Annotated in this window: 18 protein-coding genes; 5 read left to right on the forward strand and 13 right to left on the reverse strand. The window is 65.8% G+C overall.

What is annotated here, in order from left to right:
• Positions 1–85: 85 nt before the first annotated feature.
• The 3 genes from G5S42_RS04210 to G5S42_RS04220 all read left to right on the forward strand — a co-directional run bounded on the left by G5S42_RS04210 (position 86) and on the right by G5S42_RS04220 (position 4,142).
• Positions 86–313: a hypothetical protein gene (locus G5S42_RS04210; RefSeq protein ID WP_176105663.1), complete on the forward strand. Its 228-nt coding sequence runs from the start codon at positions 86–88 to the stop codon at positions 311–313.
• 79 nt (positions 314–392) lie between these two features.
• Positions 393–1,307, forward strand: coding sequence for a polyphosphate kinase 2 family protein (locus tag G5S42_RS04215; protein ID WP_176105664.1), 915 nt, complete (start codon positions 393–395; stop codon positions 1,305–1,307).
• A gap of 78 nt (positions 1,308–1,385) precedes the next feature.
• Positions 1,386–4,142 carry an HAD-IC family P-type ATPase gene (locus G5S42_RS04220; protein WP_176105665.1) on the forward strand — a complete coding sequence of 919 codons (2,757 nt, stop codon included), beginning with the start codon at positions 1,386–1,388 and terminating at the stop codon, positions 4,140–4,142.
• A gap of 20 nt (positions 4,143–4,162) precedes the next feature.
• Here the strand turns inward: G5S42_RS04220 and G5S42_RS04225 are convergent, their stop codons facing one another.
• From G5S42_RS04225 to G5S42_RS04265, 9 genes are all read right to left on the reverse strand, one after another.
• A complete protein-coding gene (locus tag G5S42_RS04225) occupies positions 4,163–4,972 on the reverse strand; it encodes a class I SAM-dependent methyltransferase (protein ID WP_176105666.1) in 810 nt (269 codons plus the stop codon).
• 605 nt (positions 4,973–5,577) lie between these two features.
• Positions 5,578–6,513 carry a malonate decarboxylase subunit epsilon gene (mdcH, locus tag G5S42_RS04230; RefSeq protein ID WP_176105667.1) on the reverse strand — a complete coding sequence of 312 codons (936 nt, stop codon included), beginning with the start codon at positions 6,511–6,513 and terminating at the stop codon, positions 5,578–5,580.
• Positions 6,513–7,211 carry a malonate decarboxylase holo-ACP synthase gene (locus G5S42_RS04235; RefSeq protein ID WP_176110332.1) on the reverse strand — a complete coding sequence of 233 codons (699 nt, stop codon included), beginning with the start codon at positions 7,209–7,211 and terminating at the stop codon, positions 6,513–6,515. The genes mdcH and G5S42_RS04235 overlap by 1 nt, the downstream gene beginning before the upstream one ends.
• Positions 7,211–8,026, reverse strand: a complete 816-nt coding sequence (gene mdcE / locus G5S42_RS04240; protein ID WP_176105668.1) for a biotin-independent malonate decarboxylase subunit gamma — start codon at positions 8,024–8,026, stop codon at positions 7,211–7,213. Before mdcE ends, G5S42_RS04235 begins: the two co-directional genes overlap by 1 nt.
• Positions 8,023–8,907, reverse strand: a complete 885-nt coding sequence (locus G5S42_RS04245; RefSeq protein WP_176105669.1) for a biotin-independent malonate decarboxylase subunit beta — start codon at positions 8,905–8,907, stop codon at positions 8,023–8,025. Before G5S42_RS04245 ends, mdcE begins: the two co-directional genes overlap by 4 nt.
• Complete coding sequence (locus tag G5S42_RS04250) at positions 8,904–9,224, reverse strand: malonate decarboxylase subunit delta (protein ID WP_176105670.1); 321 nt, start codon at positions 9,222–9,224, stop codon at positions 8,904–8,906. The genes G5S42_RS04245 and G5S42_RS04250 overlap by 4 nt, the downstream gene beginning before the upstream one ends.
• A 5-nt stretch (positions 9,225–9,229) precedes the next feature.
• Positions 9,230–10,198 carry a triphosphoribosyl-dephospho-CoA synthase gene (locus G5S42_RS04255; RefSeq protein WP_176105671.1) on the reverse strand — a complete coding sequence of 323 codons (969 nt, stop codon included), beginning with the start codon at positions 10,196–10,198 and terminating at the stop codon, positions 9,230–9,232.
• A gap of 2 nt (positions 10,199–10,200) precedes the next feature.
• A complete protein-coding gene (gene mdcA / locus G5S42_RS04260) occupies positions 10,201–11,871 on the reverse strand; it encodes a malonate decarboxylase subunit alpha (protein WP_176110334.1) in 1,671 nt (556 codons plus the stop codon).
• A gap of 44 nt (positions 11,872–11,915) precedes the next feature.
• The gene (locus G5S42_RS04265; RefSeq protein ID WP_176105672.1) at positions 11,916–12,686 is read right to left on the reverse strand and encodes a GntR family transcriptional regulator; all 771 of its coding nucleotides are present in this window, start codon (positions 12,684–12,686) and stop codon (positions 11,916–11,918) included.
• Positions 12,687–12,892: 206 nt separating this feature from the next.
• Between G5S42_RS04265 and G5S42_RS04270 the strand changes: the two genes are divergently transcribed.
• Complete coding sequence (locus tag G5S42_RS04270; RefSeq protein ID WP_176105673.1) at positions 12,893–14,191, forward strand: MFS transporter; 1,299 nt, start codon at positions 12,893–12,895, stop codon at positions 14,189–14,191.
• 31 nt (positions 14,192–14,222) lie between these two features.
• Here G5S42_RS04270 and G5S42_RS04275 read toward each other — a convergent pair whose 3' ends face one another.
• Positions 14,223–15,155 carry a DMT family transporter gene (locus G5S42_RS04275; protein WP_176105674.1) on the reverse strand — a complete coding sequence of 311 codons (933 nt, stop codon included), beginning with the start codon at positions 15,153–15,155 and terminating at the stop codon, positions 14,223–14,225.
• Positions 15,156–15,257: 102 nt separating this feature from the next.
• Between G5S42_RS04275 and G5S42_RS04280 the strand changes: the two genes are divergently transcribed.
• Complete coding sequence (locus G5S42_RS04280; protein ID WP_176105675.1) at positions 15,258–16,115, forward strand: LysR family transcriptional regulator; 858 nt, start codon at positions 15,258–15,260, stop codon at positions 16,113–16,115.
• Positions 16,116–16,141: 26 nt separating this feature from the next.
• Here the strand turns inward: G5S42_RS04280 and G5S42_RS04285 are convergent, their stop codons facing one another.
• The 3 genes from G5S42_RS04285 to G5S42_RS04295 are packed head-to-tail and all read right to left on the reverse strand — an operon-like array spanning position 16,142 to position 19,891.
• The gene (locus tag G5S42_RS04285; RefSeq protein ID WP_176105676.1) at positions 16,142–17,197 is read right to left on the reverse strand and encodes an ABC transporter ATP-binding protein; all 1,056 of its coding nucleotides are present in this window, start codon (positions 17,195–17,197) and stop codon (positions 16,142–16,144) included.
• A gap of 57 nt (positions 17,198–17,254) precedes the next feature.
• Positions 17,255–18,859 carry an ABC transporter permease gene (locus tag G5S42_RS04290; protein WP_176105677.1) on the reverse strand — a complete coding sequence of 535 codons (1,605 nt, stop codon included), beginning with the start codon at positions 18,857–18,859 and terminating at the stop codon, positions 17,255–17,257.
• The gene (locus G5S42_RS04295; protein WP_176105678.1) at positions 18,860–19,891 is read right to left on the reverse strand and encodes an iron ABC transporter substrate-binding protein; all 1,032 of its coding nucleotides are present in this window, start codon (positions 19,889–19,891) and stop codon (positions 18,860–18,862) included. It abuts the gene before it with no gap.
• Between the last annotated feature and the right edge of the window lie 70 nt (positions 19,892–19,961).

The raw sequence follows: 19,961 nt of genomic DNA on the forward strand, positions 1-19,961 counted from the left end.
GCGTCATACGGCGGCGCCCCGTTCTTCGGGGCGCCGCTTTTCCATCAGTCGCTAACGACTCGATTCGCTCGCGTCGCTGCCTTCGGTGCACGGCGATCGCGGCATCGTCCATGCCGGTCTGTCGTATTGGCGCAAGTGTGCCGAATTCGCGAGGATGCCGGTCCCCGACGAATCGCCCGGCCACCATTTCTCACCCGCGATGACCGCGCTCGAGGCAGCCGCCGACGGCGCTGGTGTCGTCGCCAACTCGCCGTTTTCGTCGCTACCCCACTGCGCAGCGACGTTGCCGATGAGCACGTTTCCGTTTGTGTGACCTATTATCAGAAAGAGTTGTGACCAGTACGACCGCGGTTGCGAGGCAACTGATTGCAGATGTCGTGGGGAAACAAGCGATGGTTCGCACGGAAATACTCGACGCGCTGCGGGCATACACCGATCCGTTCCGCGTCACGAGCGGCAAAGATTTCTTCCTGAAGAATTTCGATCCCGGCGAGACGCTGGGACTCAAAATGCATAAGGGAGAGGCGCAGCAACTGCTCCAGCGCGGATCGAAATGGCTCGCGATGGAGCAGGAGGTCCTCTACGCGCAGGATTCCTGGGCCGTGCTGCTGGTATTCCAGGCCATGGACGCCGCGGGAAAGGATGGGACGATCAAGCACGTGATGTCGCGCGTCAATCCGCAAGGGTGCGATGTCATCTCGTTCAAGCAGCCGTCGGATGAGGAACTCTCGCACGACTTCCTTTGGCGCTATTCGAGGAAAGTGCCTGAGCGCGGGCACATCGGTATTTTCAACCGCTCGTACTATGAAGAGGCGCTGGTGGTGCGCGTGCATCAGCATCTGCTCCGTGCGCAGAAGATTCCGCCGGTACGGGTCGGCAACAACATATGGGACGAACGGCTCGCCGACATCGCGCGCTTCGAAGACTATCTGACGCGCCAGGGCGTGGTCATAGTCAAGTTCTATCTGAACCTGTCGTACGGGGAGCAGAAGAAGCGGTTCATGGAACGCCTCGACAATCCCGACAAGAACTGGAAGTTTTCCGCATCCGACGTTCGCGAGCGTCGCTACTGGAACGACTATATGCAGGCCTATGAAGAGGCGATCCGCGCGACGGCCTCCGAAGCGGCTCCGTGGTACGTCGTGCCCGCCGACAACAAGCCTTTCACGCGCCTCATCGTCGCGGCGGCGATCGTCGAGGCCGTCGAGAAGCTCGACCTCGCATATCCGAAAGCGACGCCAGAGCAGATGAAGGATCTCGCGGCCGCGAGGGAGGAGCTCGACGCTGAAGCGGTGGACGAGACGTGACCCGATCAACCCGGGGACGATCCGGATCATTGAGAGCGGCCCCCTGACCCGAAATCACTGGAACCGGGAGACACGAGGATGAGCTCAGTTGAGAGTGCGACGCCGTGGCATGCGATGCCGGCCGGTGACATCGAACGGCAGTTCAACGTCGATCCCGCGCAGGGCCTCGATGCCGCGGAAGCGGCCGGGCGGCTGGCCACCTATGGGCCGAACCGCCTGCCGCAGGGCAAGAAGAGAGGGCCGGTCGCACGCTTCCTGATGCAGTTCCACAACATTCTGATCTACGTGCTGCTCGTGGCCGGTTTCATCAAGTTCATGATGGGCCTGTGGCTCGATGGCACGGTCATTCTTGCCGTCGTGATTCTCAACTCGCTGCTCGGCTTCATTCAGGAAGGACGCGCCGAGAAGGCGCTCGATTCGATTCGCAACATGCTGTCCGCCGAGGCGCGCGTGATGCGTGGTGGAGCGGTTCGCTTGATCCCCGCCGATGAACTCGTTCCTGGCGACATCGTGCTACTGGAATCGGGCGACAAAATCCCGGCGGACATGCGTCTCGTCGACGCGAGGAATCTGCACACGGAAGAAGCGGCTCTCACGGGCGAATCCCTCCCGGCCGAAAAGAGCACCGCGCCGGTGCCCGCCAAAGCGACGGTCGGCGACCGCGAGAACATGGCTTTCTGCGGCACGATGGTCCTGTCGGGCCGGGCAACCGGCGTCGTGGTGACGACCGGCAGCCATACGGAGCTTGGCCGGATCAACCAGATGCTCGCCGAAGTCAGCGCGCTCGAGACACCGCTGCTGCGCCAGATCAAGAAATTCGGCTACGTCATCACGGCGGTTATCGCCGTTGTCAGCGTGCTGCTGTTCTCCTATGGGCATTGGCTCGGACACATGACGTTCGTCGAGCTGTTCCAGGCCATCGTCGGGATTGCGGTGTCGGTGATCCCGGAAGGCCTGCCGGCGCTGATCACCATCACGCTCGCCATCGGCGTGCAGCGGATGGCGCAGCGCAACGCCATCATTCGCCGCCTGCCAGCGGTCGAAACGCTGGGCGCCGTCTCGCGCATCTGCTCGGACAAGACGGGCACGCTGACCCTGATGGAGATGATGGTGACCTCCGCCGTGACGGCGGAAGCGGGCTATTCCGTTACCGGCGACGGCTACGCCAGCGAAGGACAGGTCAGCGCCGATGGCAAGCCGCTCGGCGCCGCGCCGGACGTGCTGAAGCTGATGGGCCGTGTGTCGCTGTTGTGCAACGACGCCGAACTCTTCGAGGAAGAAGGGAAATGGAAAGTGGAGGGTGACCCGACCGAGGGTGCGCTCTATCCGTTCGCTTCCAAGCTGGGCATGGACCGTGCGGCCGAGACCGCGGCCGCGCCGAGGATCAACGTGATTCCGTTCGAGTCCGAGCACAAGTTCATGGCGACGCTGAACCGCTCGGCCGACGGCGAGATGCTGCTGGTCAAGGGCGCGCCTGAGGTGATCATCGATCATTGCGACCGCCAGCAAACGGCGCAAGGCCCGGTGCCGCTCGATCGCGAGCATTTCGCAAGAGAGGGCGACCGGCTCGCCGCGCAAGGCGAGCGCGTGCTCGGGCTGGCGTGGCTGCCGGACCCGGGCCTGCGTACGGGGACTCTCGGGCCGCAGGACCTGCCGCGCACCCTCGTATTGCTCGGCCTCGTGGGTCTGATGGACCCGCCGCGCAAAGAGGCGATCGAGGCCGTGCGCGAATGCCACGGCGGGGGCATCCGCGTGACGATGATCACGGGCGACCACAAGATCACGGCGGCGGCAATCGCAAGAATGCTGGGCATCGGCGACGGCAAAACGGCCGTGTCCGGCGCCGAGATCGAAGCGATGAACGACGCGGCGCTGCAGGAATGCGTGCGCAGCGTCGACGTGTTCGCGCGCGCGAGTCCCGAGCACAAGCTGCGGCTCGTCAAGGCGATCCAGGCGAATCGGCAGATCGTCGCGATGACGGGCGACGGCGTCAACGATGCGCCCGCGCTGAAGAAGGCCGACATCGGCGTCGCGATGGGGATCAAGGGCACCGAGGTGACGAAAGAGGCGGCGGGGATGATCCTCGCCGACGACAATTTCGCGTCGATTTCCGCGGCTGTGAAGGAGGGGCGCACGGTCTACAACAACATCGAGAAGGCGATGCTGTTCATGCTGCCGACCAATATCGCGCAAGGCGCGGTGATCGCGGTGGCGATCCTGTTCGCCTTCACGCTGCCGATCACGGCGCCGCAGATCCTGTGGGTCAACATGGTGACTTCGGTCGCGCTCGGCCTGACCATTTCTTTCGAGCCGCACGAGGCCGACGTGATGCGCCGCTCGCCGCGCGCAATCGACCGGCCGATCGTCACGCGTTTCGGCATCTGGCGCATCCTGTTCGTCGGCGCGGCGCTCGTGCTCTATACGCTATCGACCTTCTTCTGGATGAAGTCGCACGGGGCGTCGGATGATTTGGCGCGCACGGCCGCGGTCAACGCGATTACGCTGGGCCAGGTGTTCTATCTGCTCAACATCCGGTATCTGCTCGATTCGTCACTGACCGTGCGCGCCCATATGGGCAATCGTCATCTGTGGTACGGGATAGCCGGGGTCGTGGTGTTGCAGCTTCTATTCACCTATACGTTCCCGTTCCAGGCCGTTTTCCACACCGAGGCTTTGCCGTTGTCGGCGTGGGGGTGGCTCTTTGCTGGTGGCGTCCTGTTCTTCCTCGTGGTGGAACTGGAGAAGCTCGTCTTCCGACTCACCCCCGCATTGAGAGGATTCGTGACTTCGCAACAGGAGGGCGGTGCGGCCTTGCGCAATGATCCGACGGGGTAGGCCGCCTCGGCGGCCTACCGCTACATCTCATGAACGCGGCGGAGGATGAAATACAGATTTGCCGAGACCGCATTGACGATCGGTATCCGTTCGAAAGGCCGGTTCAGCTTCATGCCGATATTGGCCAGTGCATTGAGCGCTCCGCCGCCCTTGATGCCTTTTGCGAACGTCGGAAAGACCTGATGATAGCCGCATTCTTCTAGCACGAATCCCGAACTGAGAAACAGGCGCTTCGCGTCGCTGAGGCTGTACAGTCGATTATGGCCCGTGTACTTCTTCATCACTCTGCAGGCGTTTTCTGTTGCCGATAAGCGGTTGGGTAAAAATGTGATTATCAGCAAACCGTTGTCTTTCAGCACGCGCCATAGCTCATCGATGCTCTTTTGTTCGCGAGCCACGTGCTCGAGTACACCGCTTCCAATCACCACATCGAATTGATTGTCTTCGTACGGCAGCAGAAATTCATGATCGAGCGCTGCGAAAGATAATCCGGCGTACTGATGGAATTCCGCGAATTGCCCATCGTTGCATAGGTCGCACCCATATATCTCGATGTCCCGGTAGAGCGTACGAAGCATGCACGAATCTGGGGCGTGACGGCATCCCCAGTCGAGCACTTTCATTCCACGCTTGATATACGGTGCATAAATTTCGAACGCGCGCACATGGCGATCGAGACTGGCGTCGTTGGCAATGACCGATTGCACATAGTCCCGGTATTCACCATCGGCGCGATGTGCAAGGTAGTCCTCGCAAAGCTTGGCATAAGTCGTCCTGACCTGCTGCAATTCATTGCTCGGAATGGTTTCAGTGTCGATGGGTCTATGCATATCTCCCTCATATCGGTGCGAAGGCGGAGTTCTGCGCAACTCGTTTCCAGAATGCCGGCTGTTGCTACACGTGTGACATCAGATCGATAAATTCACGGAAGTTGATCAGTCTGAATTTGAACCTGCTGATTCAACTGCGTTGCGGTTCAGGTTTTGTGTAAGGCTCTGTGCAGCCAGACTTTCGCTCGAGGGCGGTGCACGCGACACGTGTCGCAGGCAACCCGGCAATGGAACGACGGGGAAAAAAATGTCGCGATAGTGCGGGACAACTCATGGATCCCTCTTTCCGAGTGCGCGCGCATGGGAGTGCGCTCGAGAACGGGTCGACTTCTTTCAAGGATAGCAGTTGGTCCCTGCGCATTTGGCCAGGAATCTCCACGTTTCGCGCCTTATTGTGATGGTTTTGCGCCCTCGGCTCCCGGTGATGCGGTCGAGACCCGTCCCGCCGGATCGAAGTGGGCTCTGCAAGGTATGCAAATGAAATATCCGGGCGGAGAAATTGATTCGGGCGTGGCAGCGTTGCGTGAGGGCAGACACCTGGGCGAATCTCGCGTTGTTCAGCGGCCGACACATTCAGGGTCAACCGGAAGATTTATATGAAACGCTTATGCTCCGCGCTCGAGGCGCCTGCGCACCGTCCCGACCAGTCTGTCGAACGGCCATGCACTGGCAGCCAGCGCGCTAGTCTCCGAAAAATACTCCCTCACGATATCCGTCAACACCTGCCCCGGCGGCGCCTCGACCAGCACATGCGCGCCCATTTCCTGCATCACGGTGAGCGCATCGAACCAGCGCACGGTGTAGCGCATGTTCGTCGCAAGATCTTCGCGGATCGCGTCGGCCGTATACAACGGCCGTCCACCGCGATTGCCGATATAGATGCCGCGCGGCGTTTCGAAACGCAACTCGCGCGAGTACGCCAGCAGTTCGTCGCTCGCGTGCGCGAGCAACTCGCAATGTGAGGGCACGCTGACCGCGAGCCGGGTGGCCTTGCGCGCGCCGGCCGCAAGTGCGCGTTCGATGAACAGGTCGAGCGCATCGTTCGCGCCGGCCATCACGATCTGGCGCGGCGCATTGACGTTGCCGATATAAACGCGTTGCCGCCGCTCTTGCGCCTGCTGCGCGACGAGCGTTTCCACCTGCTGCTCGTTCAAGCCGGATACGGCCGCCAGACCGTAGCCCGACGGGTAAGCGGTTTCCATCAATTCGGCGCGCCGCTGCACCATCAGCAAGGCATCGCGAAACGGCACCGCGCCGCTACTGACCGCTGCCGGATATGCGCCGACCGACAGCCCCGCGCTGATTTCCGCCACCAAACCTTCATCGGCGAGCGCGCGCGTGATCGCGACGCCCGCGATCGTCAGGCCCAGTTGCACGGCGACGGTCGAGTCCAGAGCGTCGGGCGAGTCGAGCGTCAGCACGTCGACGCCGAGCGTGTCCGATGCTTCAGCGAACGTGTCCTGTACCGCGCGATGCGGCGGCAGTCGATTCAGAAAGCCTTCGCTTTGCGCACCCTGACCGGGGAAGATAAGCGCCAACATCAGGTAGCGCCATCCTGAGCGACCTCGGCCCACGGATTGGCGATCAAGCGGGGACCGCTCGCGTGGCGGGCCAACACGCGCGCCTTTCCCGCAGCCCACTCCGCGAGCGCGACGCCGCCCGCGGGCGTTTCGAGTTGTGCATCGATGCGCACACCGATACGAGCCGAGAGCGTTTGAAGTTGCTCCAGCAAGGCACTCGCGACCTTCAACGCCAGCGGTTCGGGCACGCGGATCAACAGATCGAGATCGCTGGCTTCGTTCACGGTGGGAGCATGCGTCGCCAGTTCGAATCCCGTGCTACCAGAAGGACCCCAAGCGAATCCGGAGAGCGGACCGCTCCGGTCACGTTGCAACGAATTCAGCGCAACGAAGGAAGGCAATGCATCACGTTCGGGACCGGGTCGCGCCCGGGCCAGGGACTCCGGCGCTACGACGCCGACGATATCGTCCGCATGCGCCCACGTGCCGTAACGCTGCGCTCGCTCTGCGCCGCGCACGCCGATCGCGACGAAACCTTCAACGGCGAGCGCGCGTCGCACGACCGCATACGGTGCGCGTTCGAACGCAGCGCGGACCCACGCGGGTTCGTCATCGAGCGCATCGAGTCGTCGCAAGCGCAGCAGATCATGCGGCCGCCAGCGCGCGTCCCACGACGTGGCGCCAGCAGTCGGAAAGGGCGCAGCCGCACACACGCGCATCACACGGCGTCCCACTGTTCGGCAAGACGCCGCCGCACCTCGATCGACGCGGCGCGAGTCTGCCGCGCCGCAACCGATTCCAGCCGACGCGCGAGCGTCCGATCCCCGTCGCGCGCGCTGCGAATCTGTTCGACCAGCACGGTGCGCACGCGCTCGATCTGCGCCGCGTCGGGCGCATCCGCATCGACGCCGTCGATCAGCCGATCGAGCAGCCCCAGCTTCGCGAACGAGGCCATCGAATACGACATCGGCACGATCGTCTCGCCGAGTTCGTCAAGTTCTTCGACCGTGCGGCGCGTGACGCGCGCGGCTGCTTCCTTGCCCATCGCGTGGACCATCGTGCCGGGCACGTCGAGCGCGACGATGCGGTTCGCCTGATAGCCATGCGCGAGGAACGCGCCGGACATCGCCGGACCGACGATCAGCGCGATCACCGGATGGCCGGCGTCGCGTGCGCTCGCGTAGGCGTCGACCGCGGCCGCGCAGGCGAGGTGGATGCCGAGCATTTCCTCGCGATAGCCATACGCCTGGCTCTTCACATCGACGATCGCGACGATCGGGCGGCGGGTGCCGGCGCCTCGATCCGCCACCATGACTTCGCGCACCGCGCGCGCGAGTTGCCAGCCCTGTTCGAGTCCGACCACGTTGCTGGTCGCGCGTGGAAAGCGGTTCGCGGCATCGGGCACGACCGCGATAAAGCGCGCGGTGTCGCCGCCGAGCGGCGCATCGCTGCTCCAGACGGGCGCGGCGCTCGAAGATTCGCCGGCCAGTGCGTTGAACCAGCGCGCGCCGCGCGTGAGTGTCGTGTCACTCATGCCTGCTCCTTGTTCGATGCATCGCCCGCTTGCGGGTTGTACACATCACGCATTGTCTCGGGCGTGACGCTCGCCGGATCGATCCGCGCGAGCCGCCGCAGGAACGTGTCGACCTGCTCGCTGCGATGCGCGGCCGGCACGCCCTGCGCGAACGCGGCGAGCACGGCGGCGCGCACCGCGTCGGCATCGTCATCAACCAGGGTATCGGCGAGCGCGCTCGCGACGCGCTGCTCGCCGCCGATCAGTTGCCACACGCGGCGGCGATCGCTCGCATCGAGTTCCTCGATCCCGGCTTCCTGCTCGATCACTTCGGGTCCGTTCATGCCGAGCCGTCCCTGCCGGGTCACGATCAGATACGAGCACAGCGCGGCCGCGAGCGACATGCCACCAAAACAGCCGACCATCCCCGCGATCACGCCCACCACCGGCACGTGCCGGCGCAGCGCGACGATCGCCGCCTGAATCTCGGCGATCACCGCGAGCCCGAGGTTCGCTTCCTGCAACCGCACGCCGCCGGTCTCGAACAGCACGACCGGGCGCACGAGCTTGCCGCGCTCGCAGTCGCGCCGCGCCATCTCGAGCGCCGCGGCGATCTTGCTGCCCGACACTTCGCCGATGCTGCCGCCCTGGAACGCCGCTTCGATCGCCGCGACCACGGCCGGTTCGCCGTCGATCGTGCCGCGCGCGATCACGCAGCCGTCGTCGGCCTGGCAGACGATGCCCTGCATGGGCAGCCACGGCGACGCGATGCGGTCGAACGGTCCAAGCAGTTCGCGGAAGCTGCCCGCGTCGAGCAGCGAACGGGCGCGCTCGCGCGCGGGCAGTTCGATGAAGCTCTCGTGCAGCAGCGGTGCGCGGTGAATGCTGACGCTCGTGCTCATATGCTGTCTCCTTCCTCGGCCGCTTCGACCGCCTCCGCGAGCCGCAGCGCGACTACGCCCGGCGTCGCGCCGAAGTCGTTGATCTCGATGTTCGCGGCGCCGTCGTAGCGCGTGAAGAAGCGGTCGAGCACGCTCTTCCAGATGTGGCTGTAGCCGTCGACGCTGGTGCGCACGACCACGTGCGCAGCAAGCGCCGAGCCGCCTGCATCGGCGGCGGGCGACAGCAGCACTTCCAGATCGCCCGAGCCGACTACGCCGACGTGCGCGCGGGTCGTGACGGCGCGTTGCGCCGGATAGTCGAAGGTCAGATGTTCCATGAGGCTCAGCTCCGGCTGGCGTCGCGATGCGCCAGCATGTCGAGAAAGAGGGTGGCGGCGAGCAGATCGGCCGCGCCGCCAGGCGATGCGTTCAGCGCCAGCAGTTCGCGTTCGAGCGCGTCGAGCGCGACGCGGCCCGCGGCTGTCGAACTGCCGCCCGCGTCGAGCACGCGTCGTGCGCCGCGCTGCCCCGCATGCAAGCCGGCGAGGCCCGCGCGATGCAGCAGGCAGGTGTCGTCGAGCGTGCTCATGATCGCGAGCAAGGCGTCGATGCGCGCGGTGTTCTCGTCGATGCCGCGCGCGCGCGCCGCGCGTAATGCGGGCAGGCCGACGTCGAGCGCGTGCGGGAAGCCGTCCTGCGCTTCGCGCCGCGCGCCGCCGACCTGATAGCGCCGACGCGCGCGTTCGCCGTGGCTATCGGACGAACCGGCGAAGCGGTCCGGGAAGCAGGCGATCTGCGCGGCCAAAGTGCAGACGCGCGAGGTATCCAGAGGGTTCGGCGCGCCAGGTCCGTGCGTACGCATCGAGGCACTCGAAGACGTTTCGAGCGCGACGCCCGCAACGAGCAAGCCGATGATCCAGATCGCGCCGCGATGCGCGTTGCAACCCCCGGTCGCCTGCATCATATCCAGTTCGCCCGCGCGGCCGATCTGCGCGAGTTCGGCGCGCAGCAGCGCCGACGGTTCGCCGCGACGGCGCGCGGTGCGCGCGAGCGCCGCGAACGTCGGTTGGAGCGCGTGCGCGGAGCGCCGCATGATCGCGAGATCGAGGTCGCGATGCGCGCCGCTGCCACGCCGGTCGACGAGCGCGGGCTTCGGCGTGAGCTCGGCCTCGTCGATCAGCGCGGTGATCGCGTCGCGCGCGAGTTGCGCGTCGGAAAACGGCGCCCCCTTGGGCGATGTGCCGCACGCATCGCGCAGGACAGAAGCAGCCGGCGCGTCCAACCGTTCGAGAACAGCAGCAGCGGACGCCATCGTCACCAGCTCCGGAAGCGCGCGGGCGGCGCGTACAGTCCGCCCGACCACGTGACCAGATCGTCGATGCTGCGCGCCGCGAGCAGCGAACGCTTCGCTTCGCCGCGCCGGATGCCGAGATCTTCCGGATACGCGACGATGCCGCGCCGGCGCAACTCGGCGGTTTTCTCGGGTTTTGCGCGCAGGCCGATCGGCGTGACACCGGCCACCGCCGCGATCGCCGCGCGCCGCTCGTCGATGCCTTCGGCCTTGTGCAGATGCGCGATGCCTTCCTCGGTGACCACATGGCTCACGTCGTCGCCGTAGATCATCACCGGCGCGATCGGCATGCCGTTTTTCGCGCCGACGGCGATCGCGTCGAGTTCATCGACGAAGGTCGGCTCGCCACCTTTCTTGTACGTTTCCGCGAGCTGCACGACGAGCTTCTGGCCGCGCGACACCGCGCCGTCGCCCTTCAACAGCTTCAGCCACGCCTCGCTCGCATGACGCCGGCCGCGCGGATCGTGGCCCATGTTCGGCGCTCCGCCGAAACCGGCGAGCCGTCCGCGCGTGACCGTCGACGAATTCGCGTCCGCGTCGATCTGCAGCGTCGAGCCGATGAACAGATCGACGCCGTATTGGCCGGCCAACTGACACAGCACGCGGTTCGAGCGCAGGCTGCCGTCGTTGCCCGTGAAGAACACATCGGGGCGCGCCTCGATATACGCCTCCATACCGACCTCGCTGCCGAAGCAGTGGATGCTGTCGACCCAGCCCGATTCGATCGCGGGGATCATCGTAGGGTGCGGGTTGAGTGTCCAGTTGCGGCAGATCTTGCCTTTGAGGCCGAGCGCTTCGCCGTAGGTGGGCAGCAGCAGTTCGATCGCCGCGGTATCGAAGCCGATGCCGTGATTGAGCGACGTGACGCCATACGGCTCGTAGATGCCGCGTATCACCATCATCGCGGTCAGCACCTGCAAGTCGCCGATATGACGGGGATCGCGCGTGAACAGCGGCTCGACCGCGAACGGCCGGTCCGCCTGCACGACCACGTCGACCCACGAACCCGGAATGTCGACGCGCGGCAACTCGTCGACGATCTCGTTGACCTGCACGATCACGATGCCGTGACGGAACGCGGCGGCTTCGGCGATGGTCGGCGTGTCCTCGGTGTTCGGGCCGGTGTACAGATTGCCGTGACGGTCGGCCTTGTCCGCGCACAGCAGCGCGACGTGCGGCGTCAGGTCGACGAACATGCGCGCGTACAGCTCGACATAGGTATAAATCGCGCCGATTTCCAACTGGCCGTCTTCGAGCAGTTGCGCGACGCGCAGACTCTGCGGCCCCGCGAACGAGAAATCGACCTTGTGCGCGATGCCGCGCTCGAACAGCGTCAAGTGTTCAGGACGACTGATGCTCGAAATCAGCAGATGCACGTCGTGCAGCTTTTGCGGATCGACCTTCGCGAGCGAGCGCGACAGGAAGTCGGCCTGTTTCTGGTTGTCGCCTTCGAGCGCGACGCGCTCGCCGGGCTGGATCAGCGTTTCGAGCGCATCGATTATGCGGTGCGTGGGCAGCACGCCGTCTTCGAGCCACGGCGCGATGGCCGCGAGGCGGCGGTTCTTCTCGTCGCGCCGGATCGTCCATGAGCGGGCAGTGGACCGCGATGCGGCGGCTTCGGCGGGGTGGTTCATCGGCTCGGGCATCGGCTCATTCATCGGCTCATTCATCGGTTCAGTCAGCTCCCGGTGTGGACGCGCGGGCGTCGGCCGCGCGGCTTCGGTTGGTGCGCCAGCGCTTCTTCGCGCGCGCGCTCGGTCAGGAAACGATGCAGAAGCTCGCCGGTGCCGAGCAGATGCGCGACCACCAGCGACTGCGCGGTCGCGATATCGCGGCGCTCGACGGCTTCGAGCAACGCGGCGTGCTCACTGTCGGACTCGCCCTTGTACGACGGCAAGCCGAACTTCAACCGCAGATAGCGTTCGCCGCGCCGGTGCAGCAAGCCGATCATGTCCTCCAACTGCGGCCGGCCGGCGGGCGCGTACAGACACATATGGAACGCGGCATTGCGCGTCACGTATAGCGACGGGTCCTCTTCGCGCTCGGCGGCGCTGCACAACTGCGCGGCTTCGCGCAGCGTCGCCGCGGTGTGATTCGGAATCGCGAGGCCGAGCGCGAGACTTTCGAGCGCCGAGCGGATCTCGTAGATCTCGCGCGCCTCGCTGGCGGACAAAGGCGCGACGGTCGCGCCTTTGTGGACGGCTGCGCGCGCCCAGCCCTCGCTTTCCAGCTGGCGCAGCGCCTCGCGCACGGGAATCGCGCTGACGGAGAAATGCCGGGCGATCGCGTCCTGGCGCAATGGTGCGCCGGGCGCGAGCGTGCCGTCGACGATCGCCGCGCGCAGCGCCTCCGCAATCATGTGCGAGGTGCTTTCGCGGGGTGCCGCGGCCGGAAGAAACGAGCCGGGCACGGGCGCGTCCAGGGGAAAACCTTCAGTTGCGTCGGTCATGGTATCAAATATTATATATAAAAAGACGCGTATTTCAGCGCGGGCAAACCCGGACGGGTCTTCACCCACAATCCCGGCAATTTCCCCGCGCCGTCCTCTGAATCAGTTGTACGAGGACATCGCCGATCAATCAACGTCGTCGATCCAACCCCAAGCGCGCCCGTCGTTTTTCGTTACGTTCAACCATCGTAGGCTGGAGGAGCAAGATGAATACAGTGACCGACCGACGAGCGCTCGCGCGTCAGCGCACACCGCTCAATCGTTCGCAGATCGCAGGGTTTTGGGGCGCGTGGGCCGGCTGGACGCTCGACGGCATGGACTCGTTCATTTACGCGCTGGTGCTCACGCCAGCGCTGACGGAGTTGCTGCCGCGTTCGGGCTTCGCGGCCACGCCGTCGAATGTCGGCCTTGCGGGATCGATCCTGTTTGCGCTGTTCCTGGTCGGTTGGGGGCTGTCGTTCATCTGGGGACCGCTCGCCGATCGCTTCGGCCGCACCAAGGTGCTCGCCGCGACGATCTTCACGTTCGCGATTTTCACCGGGCTTGCCGCGACCTCGACCAATGTGTGGCAGCTCGGTATTTATCGCTTCATCGCGGGCGTCGGCATCGGTGGAGAATGGGCGCTTGCGGGCACCTACGTGGCCGAGGCGTGGCCCGAGGATCGCCGCAAGATGGGCGCCGGTTATCTGCAGACCGGCTACTACGCGGGCTTCTTTCTCGCGGCCGCGCTCAATTACACGATCGGCGTGCATTTCGGCTGGCGCGCGATGTTCCTGACCGGCGCGGTGCCGGTCGTCGTCGCGATTCTGATCCTGCTGCGCGTGAAGGAGCCGGAGAAGTGGCAGAAGGCCGAGGCAAAGACGGTGCGCGTGAAGCCGCTGCGCGAGATCATGGGGCCGGCTTACCGGCGTCGCACATGGGTCGCGTGCATTCTGCTGACGATAGCCATCATTGGATTGTGGGCAGGCGCCGTGTACGAGCCGTCCGCGGTGATCCAGCTCGCGACGCGCGCCGGCATGTCGAAGGGCGATTCGATGCGCACGGCGTCGCTGGCTACCGGCCTGCTGTCGATCGGCACGATCCTCGGCTGTCTCGCGCTGCCGCCGATGGCCGAGCGCATCGGCCGCAAGATGACGTTGGCGGTGTACTTCGCGGGGATGGCGGTGTCGATCGCGGCGAGCTTCGGCTGGGCGTTCTATCTGCCGAACGGGCTCGCGCCGTTCATCGCGTGGCTGTTCGTGCTGGGCTTTTTCGGCGGCAACTTCGCGTTGTTCAGCCTGTGGCTGCCCGAGCAGTTCGAAACCCGCGTACGCGCGACCGCGTTTGCGTTCTGCACGTCGTTTGGACGCTTCGTCGGCGCGGGCGTCAACTTTCTGCTCGGCGCGGCGGTGCTGCATATGCAGACGCTCGGTGTGCCGGTCGCGTTGACCGCGCTGGCCTTCGTGCTCGGCCTGTTCGTGATTCCGTTCGCGCCGGAGACGAAGGGCGAGACGCTGCCGCAGTGAGCACCAGGCGGGCGGCGCGCCTTACTTCGCGTTACTTCGCGTGACTGCGCGCCCGCCCGGCCGGATGCAGCAGCGTCAGCAACGGCCAGCCGAGATTGACGCCGAGACTCGCGGCGACGATCAGCGCCATGCCGGCCAGTTGCGCCAGCGACAGCGCCCGGCCATACACGAGCGCATCCACGACGATCGCGGTCAGCGGATAAACGAACAGCAGCACCGCGATCACCGGCGTGCTGAGCTTCGGCAGCGCGCCGTAAATCAGCACGTACGACAATCCCGTGTGCAGCACGCCCATGCCGATCAGCGAGAACCACTGCATCGGCCCGATATGCGTGAGCGTCAAAGGCGCGATGAACGGCGCGATCAGCGGCAGGCAGATCACGCCGACCGCGCATTGCATGAGCGTCAGCAGATGCGGGCGCATGTCGCCGAGGCTTTTCGCGATCAGCGTGACGCTCGCGTACAGCAGCGAGCCGAGCAGCGCTTCGCTCAAGCCGATCAGGTAGCTGGTGTGGCCCTGCAGATTGCCGGCCGCGATGACGCCCGACGCGAGCACGAGCCCGACGAACGCCGTCGCGATCCAGCCGAGCCGGTCCGCGCCGAGCCGTTCGTTAAAGAGCGCCGCGCCAATCAGCACGACCCAGAACGGCTGCACATGAAACACGACGGTCGCGACCGCGATGCTGGTCCGATGAATCGCGTCGAAAAAGCCGACCCATTGCGTAACCATCAGCACGCCGGAAATCAGCGCGAGCGCGACCGTGCGGCGCGTGAACTGCGCGCGCGTGAAAAAGCCCTTCCACGCGCAATAGGCGGCGAGCGACAGAAAGCCGAACAGGCAGCGGAAGAACACGAGCGTCAGCGCATCGAGCCGCGCCTCCTCGACGAAAACGCCGATCGTGCCCATCAGCAGCCCGCCGCCCGCCAGCGTGATCGCGCCTTGTTGACGTGAGGTGAGGGACATGCGCAACGACTCCTTGAGATGATGCCTGCGAGTATTGCGCCGCTTGCGGGCTTATCACAAACGAATTAAATTGAGCAATTCCATAAGCCCGGTTGATAAATCGTGAACCCTGAATTCGACGTCGATCTGCTGCGCAGCTTCGTCGCGGTTGTGGAGGCGGGCAGCTTCACGAAGGCGGCGGCGAGCGTGCATCGCTCGCAGGCGGCGGTCAGCATGCAGATCAAGCGGCTCGAAACGATGCTCGGCACGACGCTGTTCGCCCGCAACACGCGCAACCTGGCGCTGACACGGCCCGGCAACACGCTGCTCGAATACGCGCGGCGCGCGCTCGCGTTGCAGGAGGAGGCATGGTCGGCGATCGTGCGGCCCGAGGTGACCGGGCGCGTGGTGCTCGGCGCGCCGGACGACTATGTGTCGTCGCTGCTGTCGCCGGTGTTGCGGCGTTTCGCGACGCTGTACCCGCGCGTCGAGATCGAGATCGTCTGCGCGCAGAGCACGGCGCTTGCGCCGATGCTCGCCGACAACAAGATCGACCTCGCATTCGTCACGCGCGACCGCAAGCTGCGCGGCGAATTCGTGCGCAGCGAGCCGATGGTGTGGGTTGGGGCGTCGGTCGATACGCCGGTGTTGAAGGCGTCGCCGTTGCCGGTGGGGTTGTACGAGCCTGGCTGCGTCGCGCGCCAGCATACGCTCGCCGCGCTGGATGGCGCGCGCATCCGCTATCGCGCGGCGTTCAGCAGCGCGAGCCTGATGGGACTCGTCGCGACCGTGGATGCCGGTTTGTCGGTGATCGCGCTGACGCGTTGCAGCGTGCCGCCGCGGCTCGCGATTCTCGGCGACGCGCAAGGCCTGCCGAAAATCGCGCCGCTCGAAATTGTCGTCGCACGCAGCGCGAAATCGGATCGGCCGACCTGCGATTATCTGGCGCAGCAGATGGTGCAGGATCTGTCGTTGCGGTAGCCGAGCGTGCCAGCCCTGGTCGCCCTTCAAGCCCGCGTATAGGCGGTCACTTCACCCTCGACCGCTAGCCGCACGCGCTCGCCCGGACGCGGGCACAGATAACCGGGCACGCGTGCGCGCACCATCGTCCGCGTGGCGGACTGCAATTGCAGCGCGACGCTCGCGTCCTGCCCCTGGAAGATCACATCGGTGACGAGCGCATCGTGCGCGGCACCCGTGCGCGCGGTTTCGTCGGCGCGCAGCAGACGGATCTGCTCGGGACGCAGCATCACGTCGACCGCGCCGTTGCCGACGGGCGCGGCCAGTGCTAGTTCGCCGAGCTCGCAGCTCGCGCGATCCTGTTGCGCGACGCCCGGCAACAACACCGCCTCGCCGATGAACGACGCAAGCTCGCGCGTCACCGGACGGCGGTACAGCGCTTCGGGCGTCGCGGTCTGGATCAGCCTTCCGTTCCACAGCACCGCGACCTCATGCCCGAGCGACAACGCCTCGGACTGATCGTGCGTGACCAGCACGGCAGTCGCGCCAGCCGCGGCCAGCGCATTCGCGACCGCCTGACGCGTCTCGACGCGCAACGCGGCGTCGAGCGACGAGAACGGCTCGTCGAGCATGACCAGCGTCGGCGCCGGTGCGAGTGCGCGGGCGAGCGCAACACGCTGCTGCTGACCGCCCGACAACTGCTGCGGCGCGCGCTCCCCGAAATGCGCGGGCAGACCCACCAGCTCCAGCAGCTCGGCCACCCGGTGGCGCGCGCGACGCTGCGTGCGCGGCAGGCCGAACACGATGTTGTCCGCAACCGACAGATGCGGAAACAGCGCGCCTTCCTGCGGCACGTAGCCGATGCGGCGTTGCTCCGACGGCACGTGCAGGTTGTCGCCGACGACACGTCGGCCGTCGATCTCGACACTGCCGCCGTCCGCGCGCTCGAAGCCGCATAAGAGCCGCAGCAGCGTGGTCTTGCCGCTGCCCGAGGGCCCCAGCAACGCGAGCAGCGTGCCGCGCTCGACCGAAAGATCGATGCCGTGCAGCACGGGATGACCGTCGAACGATTTCTGCAGTCCGCGGATACGAAGTTCGCTCATGAAATCCCGAAGAAAGTCGAACCAAAAGCAGCGATGAAAAAGCCGACGCGTGCCGGGTCAGCCGCGCTCGCCGAGCAGCGCCGAGCGGCCGAGCAGCGCGAACAGCAGCCCCGACGCGCACAGCGAGATGCCGGTCAGCAGCGCCGCATACGGCGCGGCGGCGGCGAACGCCATCGTCGACGTATCGGCCCACACCTGGGTCGCGAGCGTTTGCGTGTCGAGCGGCGACAGCAGCAGCGTCGCGTTCAGCTCGGTGACGACCGAGATGAACACCATCGCGGCGGCCGCGCCGAGCCCGGGGCTCGCGAGCGGCAGCACGACGCGCACGAGCGTCTGCGTCCAGTTCAGGCCGAGCGCGCGCGCGGTTTCCTCGAGGCGCGGCTGCGCCTGCATGAACGCCGCGCGCACGCTGACCAGCGCGACCGGCATGAACAGAATCGCGTAGGCGACGATCAGCAGCGTAGCGCTTTGATAAAGCGGCCGCAGCGCATGCACCGCGAGCGACACGATCGCGAGCGCAATCACGAGCCCCGGCACGCCTTGCGCGAGAAACACGGTGCGCTCGAACAGCGTCGCGAAACGGGTCGGGTAACGCACCAGCAGAAATGCGAGCGGCACCACGAGCAACGTGGTCAGCACGGCGGCGGCGAGGCCGAAACCGAGCGAAGACATCGTCGCGTTCCACAGCAATTCGGGCGAGACATCGGCGGGCGTCACCGCGGCCGCGCCCGGCTGCGTGAGCCAGAAGCCGATCATGCCGAGCGGCACGCCGAGCGTCGCGAGTGTCAGCAGCGCAAAGCCCGCGACGACGAGCCAGCGCCACGCACCGAGCTCGTAGCGCAACACCGCGCGGCGCGTGCCGCGATCGACGCGCTCGTAGCGCGCCGCGCCGCGCACGCGAAACTCGAATGCAAGCACGACGAGGCAGATCACGATCAGCAGACACGCGAGCAGCGATGCGCCGCCGGCGTCGAAGCTGGTGCGGAATTCCGCGTAGATCTGCGTGGTGAAGGTATGAAAGCGCAGCAGCGTGAACGCGCCGAACTCCGACAGCACGCCGAGCGCGACCAGCAGCATGCCGCCGAGCAGCGCCGGACGCAGTTGCGGCAGCACGACGCGCACGAAGCTGGTCCAGCGGTTGCAGCCGAGCGCGCGGGCGCTTTCCTCGAGTGCCGGGTCCATGCCGCGCAGCGCGGCGGCGACCGGCAGATAGACGAGCGGAAAATACGCGCAGGTCAAGACGAGCAGCGCGCCGTTGAAATCCTGCAAGTCCTCGCTCAACGACACCCACGCGTAGCTCGAAATGAAAGCCGGCATCGCGAGCGGCGCGGCGCACAGCACGGCCCACGCACGCCGCCCCGGCAGATGCGTGCGTTCGACGAACCACGCGGCGGCCGTGCCGATCACCGCGCAAACGAGAGTAGTGGTGACGGCGATCAACACCGTATTGACGAGCAGCTCGCCGACGAGCGGCCGCCAGATCAGATCGAGCGCGTCGCCGATGCCGAAGCTCGCCGCGCGCCAGAACGTAAACGCAATCGGCAGCAGCACCAGCAAAGCGCTGAGTGCCGCCGCCGCAAGCAGGCCGCGCGGCGCGCGCGTGCGTGCACGCGCCGGGGCAGGGGGGACAGACGGCGGACCGGCTGACAGGGCTTCGCTCATTTACAGCAGGCCTGCCCGACGCAGCAGTTTGCCCGCCTGGCTATCGTCGCCGAGCTGCTGGATCGTCAGCGTGGGCGGAGTCAGTTCGGCAAACGGTTTGAGGACCGGGTCAGGCGCGACACCCGCATGCAGCGGGTACTCGAACATCACGTGGCTATTGGCCATCAACTGCTGCGCGCGTTCGCTGACCAGGTACGCGAGAAACTTCTGTGCGCCGTCCGGGTTGTGCGCGGACTTCAGCACGCCCGCGCCCGAGACGTTGACGAGCGCGCCGGCGTCGCCGTGGCTGAAGTGGTAGATCGCGCTGCGGGTTTTCGCATCGCCGATTTCCGCATGCAGACGCGACCAGTAGTAGTTGTTGATCAGACCAGTGGCGACCGCGCCGCGATTGACCGCGGCGACCAGGCCTTCGTCGTCGTCGAAGATCTGCGAGTTGGCTTTCAGGCCCTTCAGCCACGCGAGCGTCTGCTCGTCGCCCTTCAGTGCCAGCACCGCGCTGACGAGCGGCAGGAAGTCGGCGTCGCTCGGCGCGATGCCGACCTTGCCTTTCCAGTCAGGCTTCGCGAGGTCGAACACCGATTGCGGCAGTTGCGACGGCTGCAGCTTCGCCGTGTTGTATGCGAGCACGCCCTCGCGCGCGGTTACGGCGACCCATACGCCGCTCGGCGAATTGAAGCGCGCCGGCACCGCGCCGAGCGTCGCTGCGTCGACCTTGGCGAGCAGACCCTTTTCCTCCAGCAGCATCAGCTCCGGCGAGTTCTCGGTGAAGTACACGTCGGCGGGCGAGGCCGCGCCTTCCGCGACGATCTGCGCGGCGAGCGCCGGGCCTTCGCCGTTGCGGATTTTCACCGGGATGCCCGACTGCTTTTCGAAGTCCTTCGCGAGCAGATTGACGACCTGCTCGTGCTGCGCGTTGTACAGCGTGATCGATGCCGCATGGGCCGCCGACGGCATCGTCGCGAGTGCGGTGAGCGACAGCGCGGCCACGCTACCGAGTGCGCGCAGGCGGGAGGCAAACCAGGAATGAGCCATGTTGCAGAAGTCCGTTTAGATTGTGTTTAGTGAGCGAGGCGCTGCGCGCCCGGCGTGCTTCATGTGCTTC

Source organism: Paraburkholderia youngii, from assembly GCF_013366925.1.
GTDB lineage: Bacteria > Pseudomonadota > Gammaproteobacteria > Burkholderiales > Burkholderiaceae > Paraburkholderia > Paraburkholderia youngii.

What these genes read in the sequence shown, in the direction of transcription:
- G5S42_RS04275 (WP_176105674.1), bottom strand. Translation starts at nt 15,155, where the DNA reads ATGTCCCTCACCTCACGTCAACAAGGCGCGATCACGCTGGCGGGCGGC.
- G5S42_RS04290 (WP_176105677.1), bottom strand. Translation starts at nt 18,859, where the DNA reads ATGAGCGAAGCCCTGTCAGCCGGTCCGCCGTCTGTCCCCCCTGCCCCG.
- G5S42_RS04245 (WP_176105669.1), bottom strand. Translation starts at nt 8,907, where the DNA reads ATGAGCACGAGCGTCAGCATTCACCGCGCACCGCTGCTGCACGAGAGC.
- mdcE (WP_176105668.1), bottom strand. Translation starts at nt 8,026, where the DNA reads ATGAGTGACACGACACTCACGCGCGGCGCGCGCTGGTTCAACGCACTG.
- G5S42_RS04255 (WP_176105671.1), bottom strand. Translation starts at nt 10,198, where the DNA reads ATGGCGTCCGCTGCTGCTGTTCTCGAACGGTTGGACGCGCCGGCTGCT.
- G5S42_RS04225 (WP_176105666.1), bottom strand. Translation starts at nt 4,972, where the DNA reads ATGCATAGACCCATCGACACTGAAACCATTCCGAGCAATGAATTGCAG.
- G5S42_RS04250 (WP_176105670.1), bottom strand. Translation starts at nt 9,224, where the DNA reads ATGGAACATCTGACCTTCGACTATCCGGCGCAACGCGCCGTCACGACC.
- G5S42_RS04295 (WP_176105678.1), bottom strand. Translation starts at nt 19,891, where the DNA reads ATGGCTCATTCCTGGTTTGCCTCCCGCCTGCGCGCACTCGGTAGCGTG.
- G5S42_RS04220 (WP_176105665.1), top strand. Translation starts at nt 1,386, where the DNA reads ATGAGCTCAGTTGAGAGTGCGACGCCGTGGCATGCGATGCCGGCCGGT.
- G5S42_RS04285 (WP_176105676.1), bottom strand. Translation starts at nt 17,197, where the DNA reads ATGAGCGAACTTCGTATCCGCGGACTGCAGAAATCGTTCGACGGTCAT.
- G5S42_RS04235 (WP_176110332.1), bottom strand. Translation starts at nt 7,211, where the DNA reads ATGCGCGTGTGTGCGGCTGCGCCCTTTCCGACTGCTGGCGCCACGTCG.
- G5S42_RS04270 (WP_176105673.1), top strand. Translation starts at nt 12,893, where the DNA reads ATGAATACAGTGACCGACCGACGAGCGCTCGCGCGTCAGCGCACACCG.
- G5S42_RS04215 (WP_176105664.1), top strand. Translation starts at nt 393, where the DNA reads ATGGTTCGCACGGAAATACTCGACGCGCTGCGGGCATACACCGATCCG.
- mdcA (WP_176110334.1), bottom strand. Translation starts at nt 11,871, where the DNA reads ATGAACCACCCCGCCGAAGCCGCCGCATCGCGGTCCACTGCCCGCTCA.
- mdcH (WP_176105667.1), bottom strand. Translation starts at nt 6,513, where the DNA reads ATGTTGGCGCTTATCTTCCCCGGTCAGGGTGCGCAAAGCGAAGGCTTT.
- G5S42_RS04265 (WP_176105672.1), bottom strand. Translation starts at nt 12,686, where the DNA reads ATGACCGACGCAACTGAAGGTTTTCCCCTGGACGCGCCCGTGCCCGGC.